Annotated in this window: 15 protein-coding genes; 7 read left to right on the top strand and 8 right to left on the bottom strand. The window is 32.8% G+C overall.

Annotation, left to right across the window (positions count from 1 at the left end):
* Nucleotides 1-5: 5 nt before the first annotated feature.
* Entirely contained in the window at nt 6-1,595 is a 1,590-nt protein-coding gene (locus Q0857_RS00695; RefSeq protein ID WP_298530705.1) for a 4Fe-4S dicluster domain-containing protein, read from the bottom strand.
* 2 nt (nt 1,596-1,597) lie between these two features.
* Complete coding sequence (locus Q0857_RS00690) at nt 1,598-2,905, bottom strand: FAD/NAD(P)-binding oxidoreductase (RefSeq protein WP_298530702.1); 1,308 nt, start codon at nt 2,903-2,905, stop codon at nt 1,598-1,600.
* A 186-nt stretch (nt 2,906-3,091) separates the two neighbouring features.
* On the opposite strand from Q0857_RS00690, the gene Q0857_RS00685 reads away from it, so the two are divergent.
* From Q0857_RS00685 to Q0857_RS00655, 7 genes are all read left to right on the top strand, one after another.
* Complete coding sequence (locus Q0857_RS00685) at nt 3,092-3,946, top strand: hypothetical protein (protein ID WP_298530700.1); 855 nt, start codon at nt 3,092-3,094, stop codon at nt 3,944-3,946.
* A 434-nt stretch (nt 3,947-4,380) separates the two neighbouring features.
* Nucleotides 4,381-5,094, top strand: coding sequence for a DUF547 domain-containing protein (locus tag Q0857_RS00680; protein WP_298530698.1), 714 nt, complete (start codon nt 4,381-4,383; stop codon nt 5,092-5,094).
* Between the two features lie 32 nt (nt 5,095-5,126).
* Nucleotides 5,127-6,056, top strand: coding sequence for a hypothetical protein (locus Q0857_RS00675; RefSeq protein WP_367278039.1), 930 nt, complete (start codon nt 5,127-5,129; stop codon nt 6,054-6,056).
* A gap of 35 nt (nt 6,057-6,091) precedes the next feature.
* Nucleotides 6,092-7,090: a glycoside hydrolase gene (locus Q0857_RS00670; protein WP_298530695.1), complete on the top strand. Its 999-nt coding sequence runs from the start codon at nt 6,092-6,094 to the stop codon at nt 7,088-7,090.
* The gene (locus tag Q0857_RS00665) at nt 7,087-7,815 is read left to right on the top strand and encodes a hypothetical protein (protein WP_298530692.1); all 729 of its coding nucleotides are present in this window, start codon (nt 7,087-7,089) and stop codon (nt 7,813-7,815) included. The genes Q0857_RS00670 and Q0857_RS00665 overlap by 4 nt, the downstream gene beginning before the upstream one ends.
* The gene (locus Q0857_RS00660) at nt 7,812-9,074 is read left to right on the top strand and encodes an outer membrane protein assembly factor (protein WP_298530689.1); all 1,263 of its coding nucleotides are present in this window, start codon (nt 7,812-7,814) and stop codon (nt 9,072-9,074) included. Before Q0857_RS00665 ends, Q0857_RS00660 begins: the two co-directional genes overlap by 4 nt.
* Nucleotides 9,075-9,142: 68 nt before the next feature.
* Nucleotides 9,143-9,874, top strand: a complete 732-nt coding sequence (locus Q0857_RS00655) for a metallophosphoesterase family protein (protein WP_298530686.1) — start codon at nt 9,143-9,145, stop codon at nt 9,872-9,874.
* Between the two features lie 5 nt (nt 9,875-9,879).
* Here the strand turns inward: Q0857_RS00655 and Q0857_RS00650 are convergent, their stop codons facing one another.
* The 6 genes from Q0857_RS00650 to Q0857_RS00625 form a co-directional block, all read right to left on the bottom strand.
* The gene (locus Q0857_RS00650) at nt 9,880-11,403 is read right to left on the bottom strand and encodes a carboxypeptidase-like regulatory domain-containing protein (RefSeq protein WP_298530683.1); all 1,524 of its coding nucleotides are present in this window, start codon (nt 11,401-11,403) and stop codon (nt 9,880-9,882) included.
* Between the two features lie 74 nt (nt 11,404-11,477).
* Complete coding sequence (locus tag Q0857_RS00645) at nt 11,478-12,275, bottom strand: glycosyltransferase family 2 protein (RefSeq protein ID WP_298530680.1); 798 nt, start codon at nt 12,273-12,275, stop codon at nt 11,478-11,480.
* A 4-nt stretch (nt 12,276-12,279) separates the two neighbouring features.
* On the bottom strand, nt 12,280-13,149 hold the full coding sequence (locus Q0857_RS00640; RefSeq protein ID WP_298530677.1) for a DUF547 domain-containing protein: 870 nt from the start codon (nt 13,147-13,149) through the stop codon (nt 12,280-12,282).
* A 7-nt stretch (nt 13,150-13,156) separates the two neighbouring features.
* Complete coding sequence (locus tag Q0857_RS00635) at nt 13,157-14,041, bottom strand: sterol desaturase family protein (protein ID WP_298530675.1); 885 nt, start codon at nt 14,039-14,041, stop codon at nt 13,157-13,159.
* A 46-nt stretch (nt 14,042-14,087) separates the two neighbouring features.
* A complete protein-coding gene (gene arsM, locus Q0857_RS00630) occupies nt 14,088-15,056 on the bottom strand; it encodes an arsenosugar biosynthesis arsenite methyltransferase ArsM (RefSeq protein ID WP_298530673.1) in 969 nt (322 codons plus the stop codon).
* Between the two features lie 82 nt (nt 15,057-15,138).
* Nucleotides 15,139-15,951, bottom strand: a complete 813-nt coding sequence (locus Q0857_RS00625; RefSeq protein ID WP_298530671.1) for a purine-nucleoside phosphorylase — start codon at nt 15,949-15,951, stop codon at nt 15,139-15,141.
* Nucleotides 15,952-16,006: the final 55 nt, after the last annotated feature.

Raw genomic sequence — 16,006 nt, 5'->3', positions numbered from 1 at the left:
AAAGATTATTTTTTGTTAACTAAATCCATTAAATCAACATCATTTCCTAATAAAATTTCGGTTGGGTTGATACGCCCTTCCATGTTGTCATTTTCTAGTTTCAACACACCTCTAGGGCACACGGCTGAACAAATACCACAACCCACACAACTTGAACGCACAATATTTTCACCTTTTTGTGCGTAGGCTCTAACATCAATACCCATTTCACAACTGTTCGAGCAGTTACCACAAGAAATGCATTGTCCGCCGTTTGTGGTAATTCTAAATTTGGAAAACAAACGCTGCTGAAATCCTAATATGGCCGCCATAGGGCATCCAAACCTGCACCATGATCTACTTCCTAAAATGGGATAAAAACCAGTGCCAATAACTCCTGAAAAAATAGAGCCAATATAAAGGCCGTATGCCGATCTTAACGAGTTGCTTTTTATGTAAAAAACATTATCTATAGTACCAGTAAAATGCATAATGAGTAAAGCTGCGATAACTACAAAGAAACCGATAGCTCCATATTTTGCGTCTTTACCGAGTTCTTGTTTTTTAAAGAATAGAACACCTGCAAAGACCAAGGTTAGAAACCCTATAACTAAAGCTGTAAACAAACCTCTTGTAAGCCAGAAGTTATTTTTATCATAACCTAAATACGTGTAAATCATAGCAGTAGTCATGATTACTGAAAACACCAAAACGGTATGAATCAACCAGCGTTCTAATTTCCAAGCAGACATTTTTTTAGATGAAAGTTGTCTGAAAGAATCACCTGCAGTTTCCGCTAACCCTCCACAACCACATACCCAAGAGCAGTACCATCGCTTTCCAAATTTATAAGTTAAAATGGGCGAGATTACAAAGATGGTAATAATGCCAAACAAGATAAGCCCTAATCCGATATTACCATTGGATAGAAAACCTTTAACAGACCATTCATCAAAGATGTAATAATTAAGAGGCCACATAGATTTTAAATCGTAGTAGGGCAAGTCATTATTCATAACATACATGAATTCTGGAATCAGAAAGGCAAAACCTAGTTGAAAAAACATTACAGAAATGGTGCGTAATTGTTGGTACCTATTATGTCGGTATTTAAGGATGAATTTATAACCAAAGGCTAAAATGGCAACCGTGTAAAGTGTTCCATAAACAAACCATTGGCTTGCAGCTCTTCTGCTTAATAAATTGCTTAAGGGGTCAAACAAGCTTATTAAACCTGTGTTTTCAGCTCCATTACTACCTAAACCCAAATACTTTGGGAAGAAATAAAGAACAATGTAGAAGGTAGTCAGAATAATACCAACAATCCAACCCCAGACACCTCTAGAAGATATAGATTTAAACCAAACGCCATCGTTTTTAATGCCTTCCAATTTAGTTAAATAAGCATCTCTAGAATAAATAATGGTGCCAATAGAAATTAACCCTAAAGCTAAAGTTAAGAAAAGACCTTTATTTGGAAAGTTAGTGTTGAATAAAGCTAGAACTAGAATGAATAATCCTATTATTCCTGTGGTCAATGCTAGTTTTTGTTTTGTTGAAATGTCGGTAGCATCAGGTTTTGCAATAGACAAGCTATGGTTTATTTTGTTACTCATTGTTATACAATTTGAAGTTGTTTGTTGTAAGCTGATAGGATGTCGGCTTCATAATGACTGTAGAATTCAGGATCGAAATTGGCCATAGATAAATTATTAGTTACGTAATCAATGTCTCTTTTTTCGTTAAGCCACGTATCGAAAATATCATGGCGCATTCTAATGCCAAAGGTGTTGATTCCTAAAAATTCATTAGTATCTTTGTGGTAGGCTATAGTAATACATTTAGTATCATCTTCATGTTTCCAGTGAAAATGAACTTCATTCTCTGGTTTACTCTTCTTCCCGTGAACCCATCCGTAAGTTTGATATTCAATATCTAAGAACTTGGCTGAGTTAAACCAATGTCCTGGTTTGTATTCAATTCTGTTTCCGCATATGGTTTGGGCTAGTGTTTCTCCCATCATTCTTCCCGTGTACCAAACCGCCTCAATAGATCTACGTTGTCCAATAGCTTCATGTTGTTCGGCACAATCTCCTATAGCATAAATATCTGGGATGTTGGTTTCTAAAAATCGATTCACTTTAACACCTCTGCCCGTTTCAATACCAGAGTTTTTTATGAAATCAATATTAGGGGAAACACCTGCCGTTAGCCCTACCACATCGCAAGGTATTTCTTCTCCAGTTTCCTCAATGATAATTGATTTGACTTTTCCATTTTCGTCTGATACAATTTCTTTTAAGTTATTACCTAAGCGCAAATCAATATGGTGGTTTTTAATATGTCTATTAATCATACTACTTTCACCATCAGGTAAAACGCCATTCCAAAAACTATCTTCTCTAACTAAAAAGGTGACTGGGATATTTCGAGAGTTAAGCATTTCTGCAAGTTCAATGCCTATTAAACCACCACCTACAATAACAGCTCGCTTACATGCTTGTTTATTAGGAGCATATTTTTCTAAATTTTCTAAATCCTGTTTATGATACATACCCATAACGCCTTCTAAATCTTGCCCAGGCCATCCAAATTTATTGGGTTTGCTCCCTGTGGCTATAATAAGTTTATCAAAAGAAAGGCTGTCTCCAGCTGAGAAATGAAGTGTTTTGTTTTGTACGTCAATAGTATTTACATAACCTTTTTTTAAATCGATTCTATTTTTTTTCCAAAACCAATTTTCATAAGGTTGTGTATGTTCAAACTTCATATGTCCCATATATATATACATTAAAGCGGTACGAGAAAAGAAATAATCTGTCTCTGCCGATACTATCGTGATTTTTTTATCCGACAATTTACGTATGTGTCTGGCCGCAGTTACGCCCGAGATTCCATTTCCTATAATAACGATGTGTTCTTGCATATTTTGGATGTTATGTGGTATTGGGTCGAAGCTAAAGGTAATAACTTAAATTAACTGATTTAATTTAGAATAAGTTTAAATTTAATATCCTTTGTAAGGAACGGCACTATAGGTAGACAGGAAAAACGTTTTTTTATGATTGTGAAGAAATAAACAATAACTTTGAGCAAAATATTGAGAGTTTTTATGAGAAATTTAATTTTAATAGTAGTTACTGTAGTTTTTTTTCAAATAAGTTTTTCTCAAATAAGAGGTTATGATATTAATATACAGACGTTTACTCCATCTAAATTATTGAGTAAAGGGCAATGGGATGTTACATGGGATAACAATTTGTATACACAAACAGATAATACAGATGAGGCAAGTAGTTTCCCGAGAGAAAACTATTTTACATCAAGTATAGGTGCTTTTACAGGTATGTCCCGTAACGATAATTGGAATTTTGGTTTGATTTTAGAAGTACAATCAAGTACAATTGGAGGTAGAGGTTTTCTAGATGTTTTACAATTTAGTCAATCAGCAACATCTCGGGCTGGTATCACTAGTTTCGCTCCTGTTGTAAGGTTTAATCCGATTGTTAGAAAAACTAATTTTACCATTCAATCTGCTTTGCGTTTTCCCTTTCTTGATAATGAAGTTGAAGATGGAATTTTTTTAAGTCAAACGGCATTTATGTTTGAAAACCGATTCTTATATGACTATACTTTTTCGAATGAGAATTGGCAATTTTTTTCGGAATTAAGGACAGAGTATAATTTTGGTGATGATGATAGTTTTTTTAATAACACCTTTGTTTTAGAACCAATTGTTTACCTTAGTTTTTTTCCAGCACCGGATATCTCTTTACTTGGGTTTATACAATATCAGAGGCGTTTTGGTGGTTCTGAAAACCGTTTTATTGCCCTTGGAGGAGGAGCTAAATATCAAATTTCAAAAGTGATGAACTTCGAAATTTTATTTAGGGATATAGTTAAAGGTGCTTATTCTCAAGGTCTAGGTTATTCGCTAAATTTCGGTCTCCGAGCTTTATTTTTATAATCAAAGTTACATTGTTTAAGGTTTTGCATGAAAAGACTTAGTTTTTAAGGGGTAAGCAAATATTTTCTTATTTTTTTTGATTGCTTATCTTCCAAAGCCAATCTTAATAAGTTTGGGTATCTTAAAAGGTAGTGGCCAAATTTAGATGCGCTTTAAGCTTGTTCTCATATAGCATAATCAGTTTTTGCTAATAACTATTTCGTTTTTATTTTTTCATAGATGATTTGAAGCTATAACGTATGAAAATAGTCTTCAATGATAGCTTAAGTTGAATGGTTTAATTTAGAATAAGTTTAAATTTGATTCAATTATGTAAGGAACAACCTGATGGATAGACGTGAAAAAAGTTTGTTTTTTTTGAAAGTTTGATGAAATTGCTAAGACTTAGCTATCAGAAAAAATGATATTTATTTACAAACTTATAAGAAAAACAGATGAAAAAAATAGTTATTATATGCGTTCTATTGTTAAATATTGTGACGCTTCAAGCACAAGATTTAAGTACTTTTTTTAATCAAGCAGACGTCTTTTTTAAAAAGCATGTTGTAGAGGGTAAAGTAGACTACCTTAATATTAACAAAAACCAATCTGAACTAGATAATCTTTTAATGCAGGCAAAGGAAATATCTGTAGTGAAGGGTGATGCAAACAATTATCAAGCCTTTTGGATAAACGCTTACAACCTTTCAGTAATAAAAGGTATTATAAATAATTATCCAACTAGTTCGCCTCTTGATGTTTCTGGTTTTTTTGACGCAACAACATATAGTTTGGCAGGTAAGGAAATAACTTTAAATGATATAGAGCATAAACTCCTTAGGGGTCAGTTTAATGATGCTAGATTTCATTTTGTTTTAGTATGTGGTGCTTTAGGATGCCCGCCATTAATAAGTCAGGCTTATTTACCTAACTCCTTGAATAATCAATTAGATAAACAAACTAAAATAGCTTTGAACGGTTCTTTTTTAAAAGTTAACGAAAAGAAAAAACGTATTGAGGCATCACAAATCATGGAGTGGTATAAGGAAGATTTCACCATGAATGGCAAAAGTGAAATTGATTTTATTAATACGTACAGAACAGATAAAATCCCAAACAATTTTAAATTAAAGTACTTTCCATATGATTGGAAAGTGAATAAACAATAAGTATTAAAGCAACAAATCAAAAAAAAATAAAAATGAATAAGTTAATTATAGTTTTATTTATTTCAGTCTTGTCAATAAATGTGTATTCACAAGAGGAACCAGAGACTCAAAAGAGCAATATTCAAACTTATACACCTTCTAAATTATTGCAAAAAGGGCAATGGGATATTAAGTTTTTTAATAGTGTTTATACCCAAACAAAACGTACAGATGATGGGGGGAGTTCAGTTTCTATACCTAGAGAAACATTCTTCACCAATACTACAGAGATCTATACGGGGATAAGCAAAAACTCAAGAATAAATATTGGATTTATTTTTCAAGTGCGTTCCAATACCTTTAACGGTGCAAAAACATTAGACGTTTTCAAATTTGAAAATGATTTAGTGAATTCTAGAAGTGGTTTAACTACGCTAGCACCTTCTATAAGAGTACAACCTTTTAAAAGCATTCCTACGTTTTCATTTACATCATCAATTTATTTTCCAGTGTTTAAGGATGAAGGTTTTGTTGGAGAAAATAATGACCCTGCTTATTTAGATAAAAGAAGCACATTTTGGGAAACAAAATTTTTCTATGATAATACCTTTGGAGGAGGAAAATGGCAGATTTTTACAGAAGCAGATTTCGGGTTTAATTTTGGAGAAAAAAGTGTTGATGCAGATTTTAATACCTCAAATGTTACTGAACGGTTTGCAAACAACAGCTTGTTTTTGCCATTGAGTGCATTCTTAAGTTACTTCCCATCATCAAAATCAACCATATTTGTCAACGGTCAGCAAGCATTTTTAATTGATTTAGGAAATAATTTTGAACAAAATTACACACAGCTTGGATTTGGAGGAAAATACCAAATTACAAAGGTTCTAAACATAGAAGCATCTTATGGAAAATTTGTAAGAGGTAATAATTTCCAAGGCCTAGGGGAAACTTTTAGTTTAGGTTTACGTGCTTTATTTTAATGATAAATAGTTAAATTAGGGTTTGATAAAATGGTATGAGGATCAAACTTTTAATTTTAGTATTAGCGTGTTTTCAATCCTGTGCGGCGCAAACCCTTAAAATCAATGGGGTAAGTTTTGTAGCTTCTAGAGAGTCTGTCAGTTCAAATCATATAAAACCCGTTGTTGATTTGAATGCTAATTATGCGGCTGTAATGCCTTTTGGTTTTATTAAAGACTTGTCTAATCCAAATATTGTTTTTAACACAGAAAGACAATGGTTTGGGGAAACAAAGGCTGGAGCAAGACAGTATATTAAAGAGTTACAAAAGCATGATATAAGAGTTATGTTAAAACCTCAAATCTGGGTGTGGCATGGTGAGTTTACAGGGTTTATTGAGATGAAAAATGAGAAAGATTGGAAAGTTCTTGAGTCGTCATATTCAAAATTTATATTGACATATGCTGAGTTAGCTCAAGAAATGGATGTCGCCATTTTTTGCATTGGTACCGAATTAGAAAAGTTTATTAGTAACAGACCTGAATTTTGGCAAAGTTTAATAGTGCAAATTAAAAAGATTTATAATGGAAAGCTAACATATGCAGCAAATTGGGATGAGTATAAGCGCACGCCTTTCATAGCTAGTTTAGATTATATAGGGATAGATGCCTATTTTCCTGTTAGCGAAAGTAAAACACCAACGCTCAAGGAGTGTTTAGAAAGTTGGAGACCTTATCATAAAGAAATGGTTTCTTTATCAGAACATTATAAAAAGCCTATTTTATTTACTGAATTTGGGTATCGAAGTGTTGATTATTCTGGTAAAGCACCTTGGAGGAGTGATAGAAGTATGACTCAGGTGAACCTTGAAGCGCAAACTAATGCAACTCTTGCGTTATTTAATAGCTGCTGGCAGGAGGATTGGTTCGCAGGAGGTTTTGTATGGAAATGGTTTCATGATCATGAAAATGCTGGAGGAAAAGAGGATTCCAGGTTTACGCCACAAAATAAGCCCGTTGAGAATTTAATTAGGGAACAATATAAATTGAGGTGAAAAGTGTTATAATATTTGCTATTTGTGTGTTTATAATGTCTTGTAACAATGATAATTACGAGGAGATTGAACAAACTCTTAATACATATATTCAAGGACGAGTCATAGAGAAGGGGGCCGTAATAGCTTGTGCCGCGAGTGATTATTCTACAGGTAACATTCTGACATTTTATTATCCTGAAGCAGGAGCTAGTAACATTCGCTTATATCAAACTGCAACGAGTAACATAGATTCAGATGAGTATTCAAATTATAATCAAGTTTTTATCCAGAACGAACCTTTTTTTAATGGATATTTAGGAAAATATGAACTAATTGATGAAAATGAAAAATGGATTATTGTTACGTTTGAGTTAGATAATGAAGTGAAAATTTCTAACCCTATTAGATCAAAACAAGTAACAAAACCAACAGTTTGGAATAATGCAGTTACTATAGATAAAACGTCTTTTGGGATGCCAATTTTTAATTGGGAAGATAACCCTGTTGGTGATAATGCAATATATTTTCAAGTAGTTTCAGATAGGAACAATAGTTTGCTTTCAGGAACTTATACTTATGAAAACCAATTTCAATATTATAAAACGGATAATTTGGTTTTAAACGTAACTACGCAAACTCCTCCAGATTTATTTCCAAAGGAAGAATATAATTTTACTTTAATGGATGTAAGTTCTGATAATTGGGTAAATTGGGTTGTTCAAAAACCTTTTGAAGTGCAATGAAAAAAAATATTTTTGCTTTAGTTATTTTGCTTTCTATTTGCAATTTGTTTGGCCAAGATATGTTGGTCGATGATTTAAAGGTTCAAGGCAATAAGAGAATAAAGACATCATTTGTAAAAAAAATATCTTCGGTTAGAGCAGGAAGTGTTTTGGATTATGTTGAGATTGAACAAGATATTTTAAGACTAAAACGTTTGCCATCTGTATCTCATGCTTATTATCAAGTATTCCCTTCAGTTGATAACAGGTATAATGTGTTTTATCATATTGAAGAAAACTTTACGCTTATTCCATCTCTTAACGTGTACACTACCAACAATGATGAATTCGCTTATAGGTTGGGTCTTTATGAGTTCAATGCACTTGGGAGAAATATTATTTTTGGTGGTTTTTATCAAAAGGATATCTATAGTTCTTATGCGATAAACTTTAGGGCACCATATCTGTTTTCTAATAAATTGGGTCTTGCAGTTAATCGTCAGGACCTTACAACGCTTGAGCCAGTTTTCTTCGATAATACATCATCAAATTATAAATATAATAATGATTCGTTTGAGGTTTTAGGCCTGTATGAATTTGATTTTGATAACAGAATAGAGTTAGGTTTGAACTACTTCACCGAACAGTATGAATACCAATTTGGTGCTACCAACCCCAGCGTACCACAAGCATTAAAAGTTCATAAATGGTTAGTTAAAGCTATTTATGAATTTAATAGACTAGACTATTATTATCAGTATGTTTCGGGTTTTAAAAGCCAATTTAACTTCCAATACGTAACGTCAATGGATGATGTTCTACCCGACTTTTTTGTAGGTTGGAATGATTTTTTTCTCTTCAAACGCGTTGGTCAGAGAGGAAATTGGGCGAACAGATTACGTTTTGGGTTAGCTTCCAATGATAAAACCCCGTTTGCACCTTTTTCAGTAGATAATAATGTAAATATTCGCGGTGTCGGCAATGTCATTGATAGAGGTACAGGTTCTATAGTGCTTAATACCGAGTATCGACAAACACTTATTGAAAAGGATTGGTTTGTTTTACAGGGCAATGCTTTTATAGATGCGGGATCATGGCGAAATCCAGGAGGACCACTTTCAAATTTTACAGATAGTGATAATATAAAAGTATATCCGGGAGTGGGGGTTCGATTTATTCATAAAAAGATATATAATGCTATTTTTAGAATTGATTATGGATATGGTATTTCTAAAGATGCTAGCCAAGGATTTGTTTTTGGAATCGGTCAATATTTTTAATCTTAACTTAACTTTTCAAACCTATATTTTAATTATAAACCATTAGTTTTGCCTAAAATTATTGGATTATGAGAGTTATTGCTATTGGAGATATTCATGGTGGATTGAAAGCCTTATTACAGGTGTTGAATAAAATTGAAATTACCGAGGAAGACAAGCTTTTATTTGTTGGAGATTATGTTGATGGATGGTCTGATTCTGCTCAAGTTATTCAGTTTTTAATTGAACTTTCAGAAAAAATAAGTTGTGTTTTTATAAAGGGGAATCATGATGTTTGGTGTGAAGATTGGTTACGGTCTGAACATGTTGATATGACATGGTATATGCATGGTGGAAAAGAAACTATTGAGAGTTATCAAGGTTTTTCAGAAGAAGATAAGGAGAAACACTTAACATTTTTTGAAAACATGGTATTATATCATTTAGATGATGAGAATAGACTATTTCTGCATGCAGGTTTTACCTCTATGCATGGGGTGAAGAAAGAGGTTTATGAAAAAACCTTGTACTTTGATAGGACCCTTTGGGAAATGGCTTTAACTATGGATAAAGGTATTTCTAAGGATTCATTGATTTATCCAAAACGACTTATGCATTACAAAGAAGTTTTTATAGGGCATACACCCACTACCAATTTTGGGCATGATTTGCCAATGAATGCGATAAACGTTTGGAATATTGATACCGGGGCTGCCTTTAAGGGCAAGTTATCTGCGGTGGATATTAATACAAAAGCTGTTTTTCAAAGTGATAGTTTACCAACTTTATACCCAAACGAGAAAGGGCGTAATAAAGATTAAGAGAATTATTCAATACTTTTAAAATCTTTAATAGCTTGATTGGGCTCAATAACATTATATCCCTCCCAGAAACTTGGATCATAAGACGGTAAATAAATGGGTTTTACTTTGGGCTCTTCTGTAAAAGCATCGTAATTAGATTCGGAGATTGGTTCGTTTTCAAATACGACTAATTCACTTTTTTCGGTATTTGATAATACAAAATGGATGTCTGAAGATAATTCGTTTTGTTTTCTACGTCCTTTAGTGTGTTTGTTTTTTTCAATAATTTTTAAGGGACGTTTAATGCCAAATTTAGTACCATCTTCTTTATCGGCATATTTTAAAACATATTTGTCAGTGTCGTTTTTACTGTAAATAAGTGTCCCTCTTTTTAAGAAATGCCTGTAAGAAAGACCTAATAGATTAAAATTCTTTAAAGGTTTTACATTTTCATAATCCAATCTAACAATCGCAAAATCATCCGTATTTACATAAATAGTTCCTTTAAAATCCTCTTTACGCTTTGGTTTAAAGCTAATTTTATAAACAAAATTATCATTTAAAAAGGAGTAATCTTCAAGTTTAAAGTCATACCGATTTGATTTTGTTAGGAAATTAAAATCGCTGTCTTCAAAAATAAAACTATTCCGTTGAAGATTTGAAATTGACGATTTTCTGTACTTTAAGAAATTCTCTTTTCGTTCTTTTTCACGCTTCTTTTGCTCTTCAATTATAGCATCTGTATGTTGCGCTTTTTCGTCCTTACCAATATTGTCGTAATAAGTCGAGTCCATTTCTTCTTTGGTGCCAAATAACCCTGACTTAATCTTGAAGTATGAGTCTCGTTTTACATGTTTTTTAACAATAGTATTAAACTTTTCCTCATAAGATTCAAAAGAGACTTCTTTACTCTTATCATATAGATGCGAAGCTTTAATTATGTCAAGTTTTTGGGCATGTTCCTCTCCCGATTTTCCGTAGATATCTGCTAGTATTTCAGTATAATCATCCGAGTTTTTTGGCATTGCAGCCAGTATACTATCAACAAATTGTTGGTTGAATTCTGGAATCGTAGTTTTTTTAATATCTACCTCACTCTTTGTAATATTAGTAAAATAAGATGCACGGTAAAACAGTTTGCTTTTAATATAATTTTGGTCGTAATTGCTCTTTAAATTTTCATTAATTTTTTCAATAATTTCTTCGATTGAGTAATTTTTGTTAGAGACTAATACCTCTTCAAGTTCTATATTTTTTTGGTTTAAAAGAATAATGCTATCCTTAAATTTATGGATTGAAAGTTGTTTGGTTTCATAGCCCAAACATCTGATCTTTAAAGAATCGGTATTTGATGCTTTTTTACTTAAGTAGATTGAGAAGTCGCCATTAGAATTACTAATAACTCCAGAATTATCGTTTAGGGATATAGTTGCAAAGGGAATAGGTGTTTTAGAAATAGAATCTAATAATTTAGCATTAATTGATTCTTGGGCATTTATAAAAATGGAAATAGAAATGAATAAGCAAGTAAAATAAATGTGTCTCATGAAATAGGTTTATATAAAAGTAAACGATTCATGGACGTTTTTGTAACATTTAAGTTTTCCTTTAGTGTATTTTATTATTTTTTAACATTTATATATTTGTTGTAATAGCAATGAAGTTTATTGGCATCGGCACCGAGCCATTTTTTTATGTAGATACACCAATAAAAGAATTGGACTCTCCAAATGCCATGTTTTTCATACATTCTGGCCGAAGTCTTTATTTTTTTATTAATAACAACGTATTGTTTTCTTGCGTATAAATGGTTAATCAAAATGTTGTCTTCATAAATGAAATAGTTTTCATCAAAACCACTAATAGTTTCAAATAATGTTTTGCTAATAAACTGGCTTTGGTCACCCCCTCTGCAAGGTCTCCAATTAAATTGTGTGAACCAACTCGCTAGTTTTAACCACCAATGATTACTATTAAATTGCATTCTGAAACATCCTGCTTCATTACCTCTTTCTATTTCATTAATAATAAGTTGGTCAAAACGTTTGGGGGGGAAAGAGTCAGCATGTAAAAAATACAAAATATCACCTTTAGCATGTTTGGCTCCCCAGTTCATTTGTTTGGCCCTCCCTTTTTTAGAATTAAGGGAAATGATGTTTGTTTTTAAGTTTTTAGAGCTCGTCGTTTCTTTATTTTTAACTCGAGAATCAATAAAATGAAATGCCCTTTTTGAACTTGAATTATGAACACTGGAAAACGAATCGATAATGCTTAAGGTTTGGTCTCTACTACCGCCATCTACCACAATAATTTCCGAAACATTTTTTGACAATGAATTAGCTAACAAGTGCTCAAGTAATCTGCCAATATGTGCTTCTTCATTTAATACAGGAATGATTATGGAAATGGTATGCCTCATGTATTTAATGGTTTAAACTCCAGTCGTATTCATTAAAGTGTTTTTTCGCATTCACCGAAATATTTACCTCTGAATATTGATTTAAGAAATCAATTAAACTGCCATTTTGCTTAAAATCTTTTGCAAACCATTGAAATATTTTTGATAGTTCTAAACTGTTTTCTGAAATATTGTTTTTAGAAGAGTCACTCAAAAATTCTTGAGTTGCTTTGGTAAGTTGTTGATTTAAATTTAAACTTGTAAAAGCTTCGTTTTGTAATTTAGGACAAGAGTATGAGGCACAAACTATGGCAAAATGAATTCGGGGTTCATTCATTTTCCTTAAAATATCGTGTTCAATTTCGTTTAAATTATACCATTTCTTACCCAGTTTCCAATAGCGTTGGTCCCAAGGTTTTTTTATGTCTTTTATACTTTGGATTGGATAATGACGCAAAATTAAATCTATGGTCATAGCATTATAAGTGTTTATCCAGTAAGCAAATGTCTTATTTACATCCCAAGTGTGATCCGGGAGGTTTTCACCTAAATAGGAAATGTAATTAGATAGCATTTTTCTGTCTTCCATAAATCCAACGTAGCTCACATTTCCCTCATTTGTAACGTGTTTCTTTAATAGTTCATTCCATAAATCATGATTGAGTGCTTCGGGAGTGCTATTAGGAGTAGTTTCAGATTTCTTAACTAACACATCTGTTGTCTCAGATTTTGGTGTGTTCTGGGTGTTTTTAAGTGCTATAGGTTTGTTTGTTAATGGGGCAACAGGTTCTGTTGTTTTACGAGAATGTGAGTTAGGGTTTTTATTCACAACACTTTTAGATCCAGAACAAGCTGTGATTAAAACAATAATAATGAGAAATTGTAGGTGTTTCATTAAAAATTCAATTTTTCTTCCATGGGTATAATTCCTGATCAATAAAAGTTTCAGGAAAAGATTCATCACCCTTAAACCCTAATTCAATATCTTTTCCACTATATGGAATGTAATTTGTTTTAAAAATGTAATCCCATACGCTAAGTGTTAGTCCATAATTTACGCCAAAACTAACGTGTTCTGGCAAGGTTTTAGCATGATGCCATATATGCATTTTAGGATTGTTGAGTATATACTTAAAAACACCATAATTCCATCCCAAATTGGCGTGGTTTATATGCCCAATAATAATAGTGAAAAAGTATACTATTGCAATGTCTTTAGAAGTATAACCGCCAATTATGGCAATAGGTATGTAAAGCAAAGATTTATAGACAACGGGTTCCATCCAGTGATAGCGCAGGTGAGCTGCGAACCCCATTTCTTTGACCGAATGATGAACTTTATGAAAGTTCCATAGCCAAGGTATTCTGTGCAATAGCCTATGAGTATTCCATTGTACAAAATCTGAAACCAGGAAAAATATGGATAAGCCTAGCCATTTTGGAAGTTGATTTACGTCAAGTATCTGAAAGTCTGAAATAGAAAGATTTATAAGTGATAACCCATCGTCCAAAAATTGCGATGCGCTATTTGAGAGAGCTACTAGTATGATGAGGTTTAGCAAGAAGAAATTGAAAAACATGTAAAACGTATCCAACCAGAAATTTTTTCTAAAAAGAGATTGATTTTTTCTCCAAGGAAACAAAAATTCAAGCCCCCATACCAGAAGTGAAATAACAATTAATCCATAAAAATAATTGTCCCAATAGTTTTGGAAAAAAATCTCATTTTTGAGATAGTTCCAATATCCAGAATAGGAGTTTTTTATGATGTTTATGTACTTCTCCATAAATTATTTCCCCTCAAGTGATAATAATTGCATGGTGATTTTTTGCCTAACAGCAACCTCCACCATCATAATGATAAGTAGATTCACTAATAAATATATCTTCTCTATTTAAACTAGATAAAGCCCCAGCTGTTTTGTCGCAGATGGCTAAGGGTTGGTTTTTTAGTAAGACATGCCCTTTTTTATCATCGAAATAATCCTCTCCACCAAAATAAATAGCTGCCTTACCGGTAAAAACACATGGGCCATCTTCTGGCATGGGATCTTTTATGGCTGCTACTTCAATAGATTCAATGTAGATTAATTCATCTGTAGGGTAGTTTTTCGGATCTAAAATTCTATAAGGTTTTCTGGCTCTGATTTCAATAGTTCCAAAACCAGCATCAGTTAAAGCCTTAACATACTCCGCTACTGGTAAACTACCGCTCAAGCATAATGCACGTAAGCGTTCATCATTTCTTAATGTATCATTCATAGGTTGTTCACATGTAGGATCACTCATAACTAAACGACCATGAGGTTTTAAAACTCTATACATTTCGTTAATAGCACGTTTTAAATCATCTGCTTTAAAAATATTAAATAAACAATTCTGGGCTGCTACATCTATGCTGTTATCTTCAACGGGTAAATTCATAGCGTCCCCCTTTTTGAGGTCTATAAAATCGCTTTTAAACCAAGAGTTTTGAGCTTCAGCCTCCATGAAGTTTTTACGTGATGCTTCCAGCATTTCATCAACGACATCAACACCAACAGTACCTCCTTTTTGTCTGTTGAAATAAGCGAACTGCAGTAATTCCATACCTCCTCCCACACCAACATAAAGCATTTTGGGGTTATTGGTTAAATCGCGTGCATGCACAGTAGATCCACAACCATAGTTCATTTCCTGCATGATTTTCGGGATTTTCAACCCAGGCAATTCCCAAATAGGATTTGTTGTACAGCATAGGCCAACATCTGGTGTTAATGCTGCTTCTTTATATACATCGTGGGTGGTTTCTAAATAACTCATAAATAGGTTTTTAATTTGTTCGTTGATGTAAAAATATATAGGTTATCAACATTTAAGTGTAACTATTATTACACTTATCTTATTATATTGTTTTAAATAGTTCTTTAAAAAGTACAATCATATGGGGTTCTGCTTTTACAGCATTTTCAATAATGTCTTCTATATTAATCGACTCTAGGTTATCTGGGTCACATTCATCGGTTAAAACGGATACGGCAGCTACTTTTAAATTTAAATGATTTGCAACAATTATTTCAGGCACCGTACTCATGCCAACTGCATCAGCGCCAATAATTTTTAACATGCGGTATTCTGCTTTGGTCTCTAATTGCGGACCAACAACACTAGCATATACACCTTTATGAAGTTTGATTTGATTTGCTTGCGCTATAGTTTCAAATTTAGAATTAAGTTTGGCATCATAAGGCGCACTCATATCTGTAAAACGCTCTCCTAAAAGCTCCACACCCTTAAATGCTAGAGGAGAACCACCTTGAAGGTTAATGTGATCATCAATAAGCATGAGCTCACCTTTTTTAAAGTTAAGGTTTATAGCTCCAGCAGCATTGGATACTAATAACGTTTCTATTCCTAGTTTTTCCATTACTCGAACCGGGTAAGTAACATCCTGAAGTGTGTAACCTTCATACAGATGAAAGCGTCCTTGCATAACAATTACTTTTTTACCTTCTAATTCTCCATAAATGAGCTTCCCTTTATGAAATTCAACAGTTGCCGTTGGGAAATTTGGAATATGGTTATAACTAACTTCTTTAATAATGTTTACTTCATTAATCAGTTGCCCTAATCCAGTGCCGAGGATAATTCCAATTTCAGGACTATCAAAACCTTTGTCTACTAGGTAATTTACTGTTTCTTCAATATATTTAATCATGTAATATTTAATTCTGTGTTTTTTGAAAGTGTTAATTCAATCAAAAATATACGTT

This window comes from uncultured Algibacter sp. (genome assembly GCF_947495925.1).
In the GTDB taxonomy this organism is placed as follows: Bacteria; Bacteroidota; Bacteroidia; order Flavobacteriales; family Flavobacteriaceae; genus Algibacter_E.
This window is presented reverse-complemented; position numbering and strand designations above follow the sequence as displayed.

What these genes read in the sequence shown, in the direction of transcription:
- Q0857_RS00695 (WP_298530705.1), bottom strand. Translation starts at nt 1,595, where the DNA reads ATGAGTAACAAAATAAACCATAGCTTGTCTATTGCAAAACCTGATGCT.
- Q0857_RS00690 (WP_298530702.1), bottom strand. Translation starts at nt 2,905, where the DNA reads ATGCAAGAACACATCGTTATTATAGGAAATGGAATCTCGGGCGTAACT.
- Q0857_RS00685 (WP_298530700.1), top strand. Translation starts at nt 3,092, where the DNA reads ATGAGAAATTTAATTTTAATAGTAGTTACTGTAGTTTTTTTTCAAATA.
- Q0857_RS00680 (WP_298530698.1), top strand. Translation starts at nt 4,381, where the DNA reads ATGAAAAAAATAGTTATTATATGCGTTCTATTGTTAAATATTGTGACG.
- Q0857_RS00675 (WP_367278039.1), top strand. Translation starts at nt 5,127, where the DNA reads ATGAATAAGTTAATTATAGTTTTATTTATTTCAGTCTTGTCAATAAAT.
- Q0857_RS00670 (WP_298530695.1), top strand. Translation starts at nt 6,092, where the DNA reads ATGAGGATCAAACTTTTAATTTTAGTATTAGCGTGTTTTCAATCCTGT.
- Q0857_RS00660 (WP_298530689.1), top strand. Translation starts at nt 7,812, where the DNA reads ATGAAAAAAAATATTTTTGCTTTAGTTATTTTGCTTTCTATTTGCAAT.
- Q0857_RS00655 (WP_298530686.1), top strand. Translation starts at nt 9,143, where the DNA reads ATGAGAGTTATTGCTATTGGAGATATTCATGGTGGATTGAAAGCCTTA.
- Q0857_RS00650 (WP_298530683.1), bottom strand. Translation starts at nt 11,403, where the DNA reads ATGAGACACATTTATTTTACTTGCTTATTCATTTCTATTTCCATTTTT.
- Q0857_RS00645 (WP_298530680.1), bottom strand. Translation starts at nt 12,275, where the DNA reads ATGAGGCATACCATTTCCATAATCATTCCTGTATTAAATGAAGAAGCA.
- Q0857_RS00640 (WP_298530677.1), bottom strand. Translation starts at nt 13,149, where the DNA reads ATGAAACACCTACAATTTCTCATTATTATTGTTTTAATCACAGCTTGT.
- Q0857_RS00635 (WP_298530675.1), bottom strand. Translation starts at nt 14,041, where the DNA reads ATGGAGAAGTACATAAACATCATAAAAAACTCCTATTCTGGATATTGG.
- arsM (WP_298530673.1), bottom strand. Translation starts at nt 15,056, where the DNA reads ATGAGTTATTTAGAAACCACCCACGATGTATATAAAGAAGCAGCATTA.
- Q0857_RS00625 (WP_298530671.1), bottom strand. Translation starts at nt 15,951, where the DNA reads ATGATTAAATATATTGAAGAAACAGTAAATTACCTAGTAGACAAAGGT.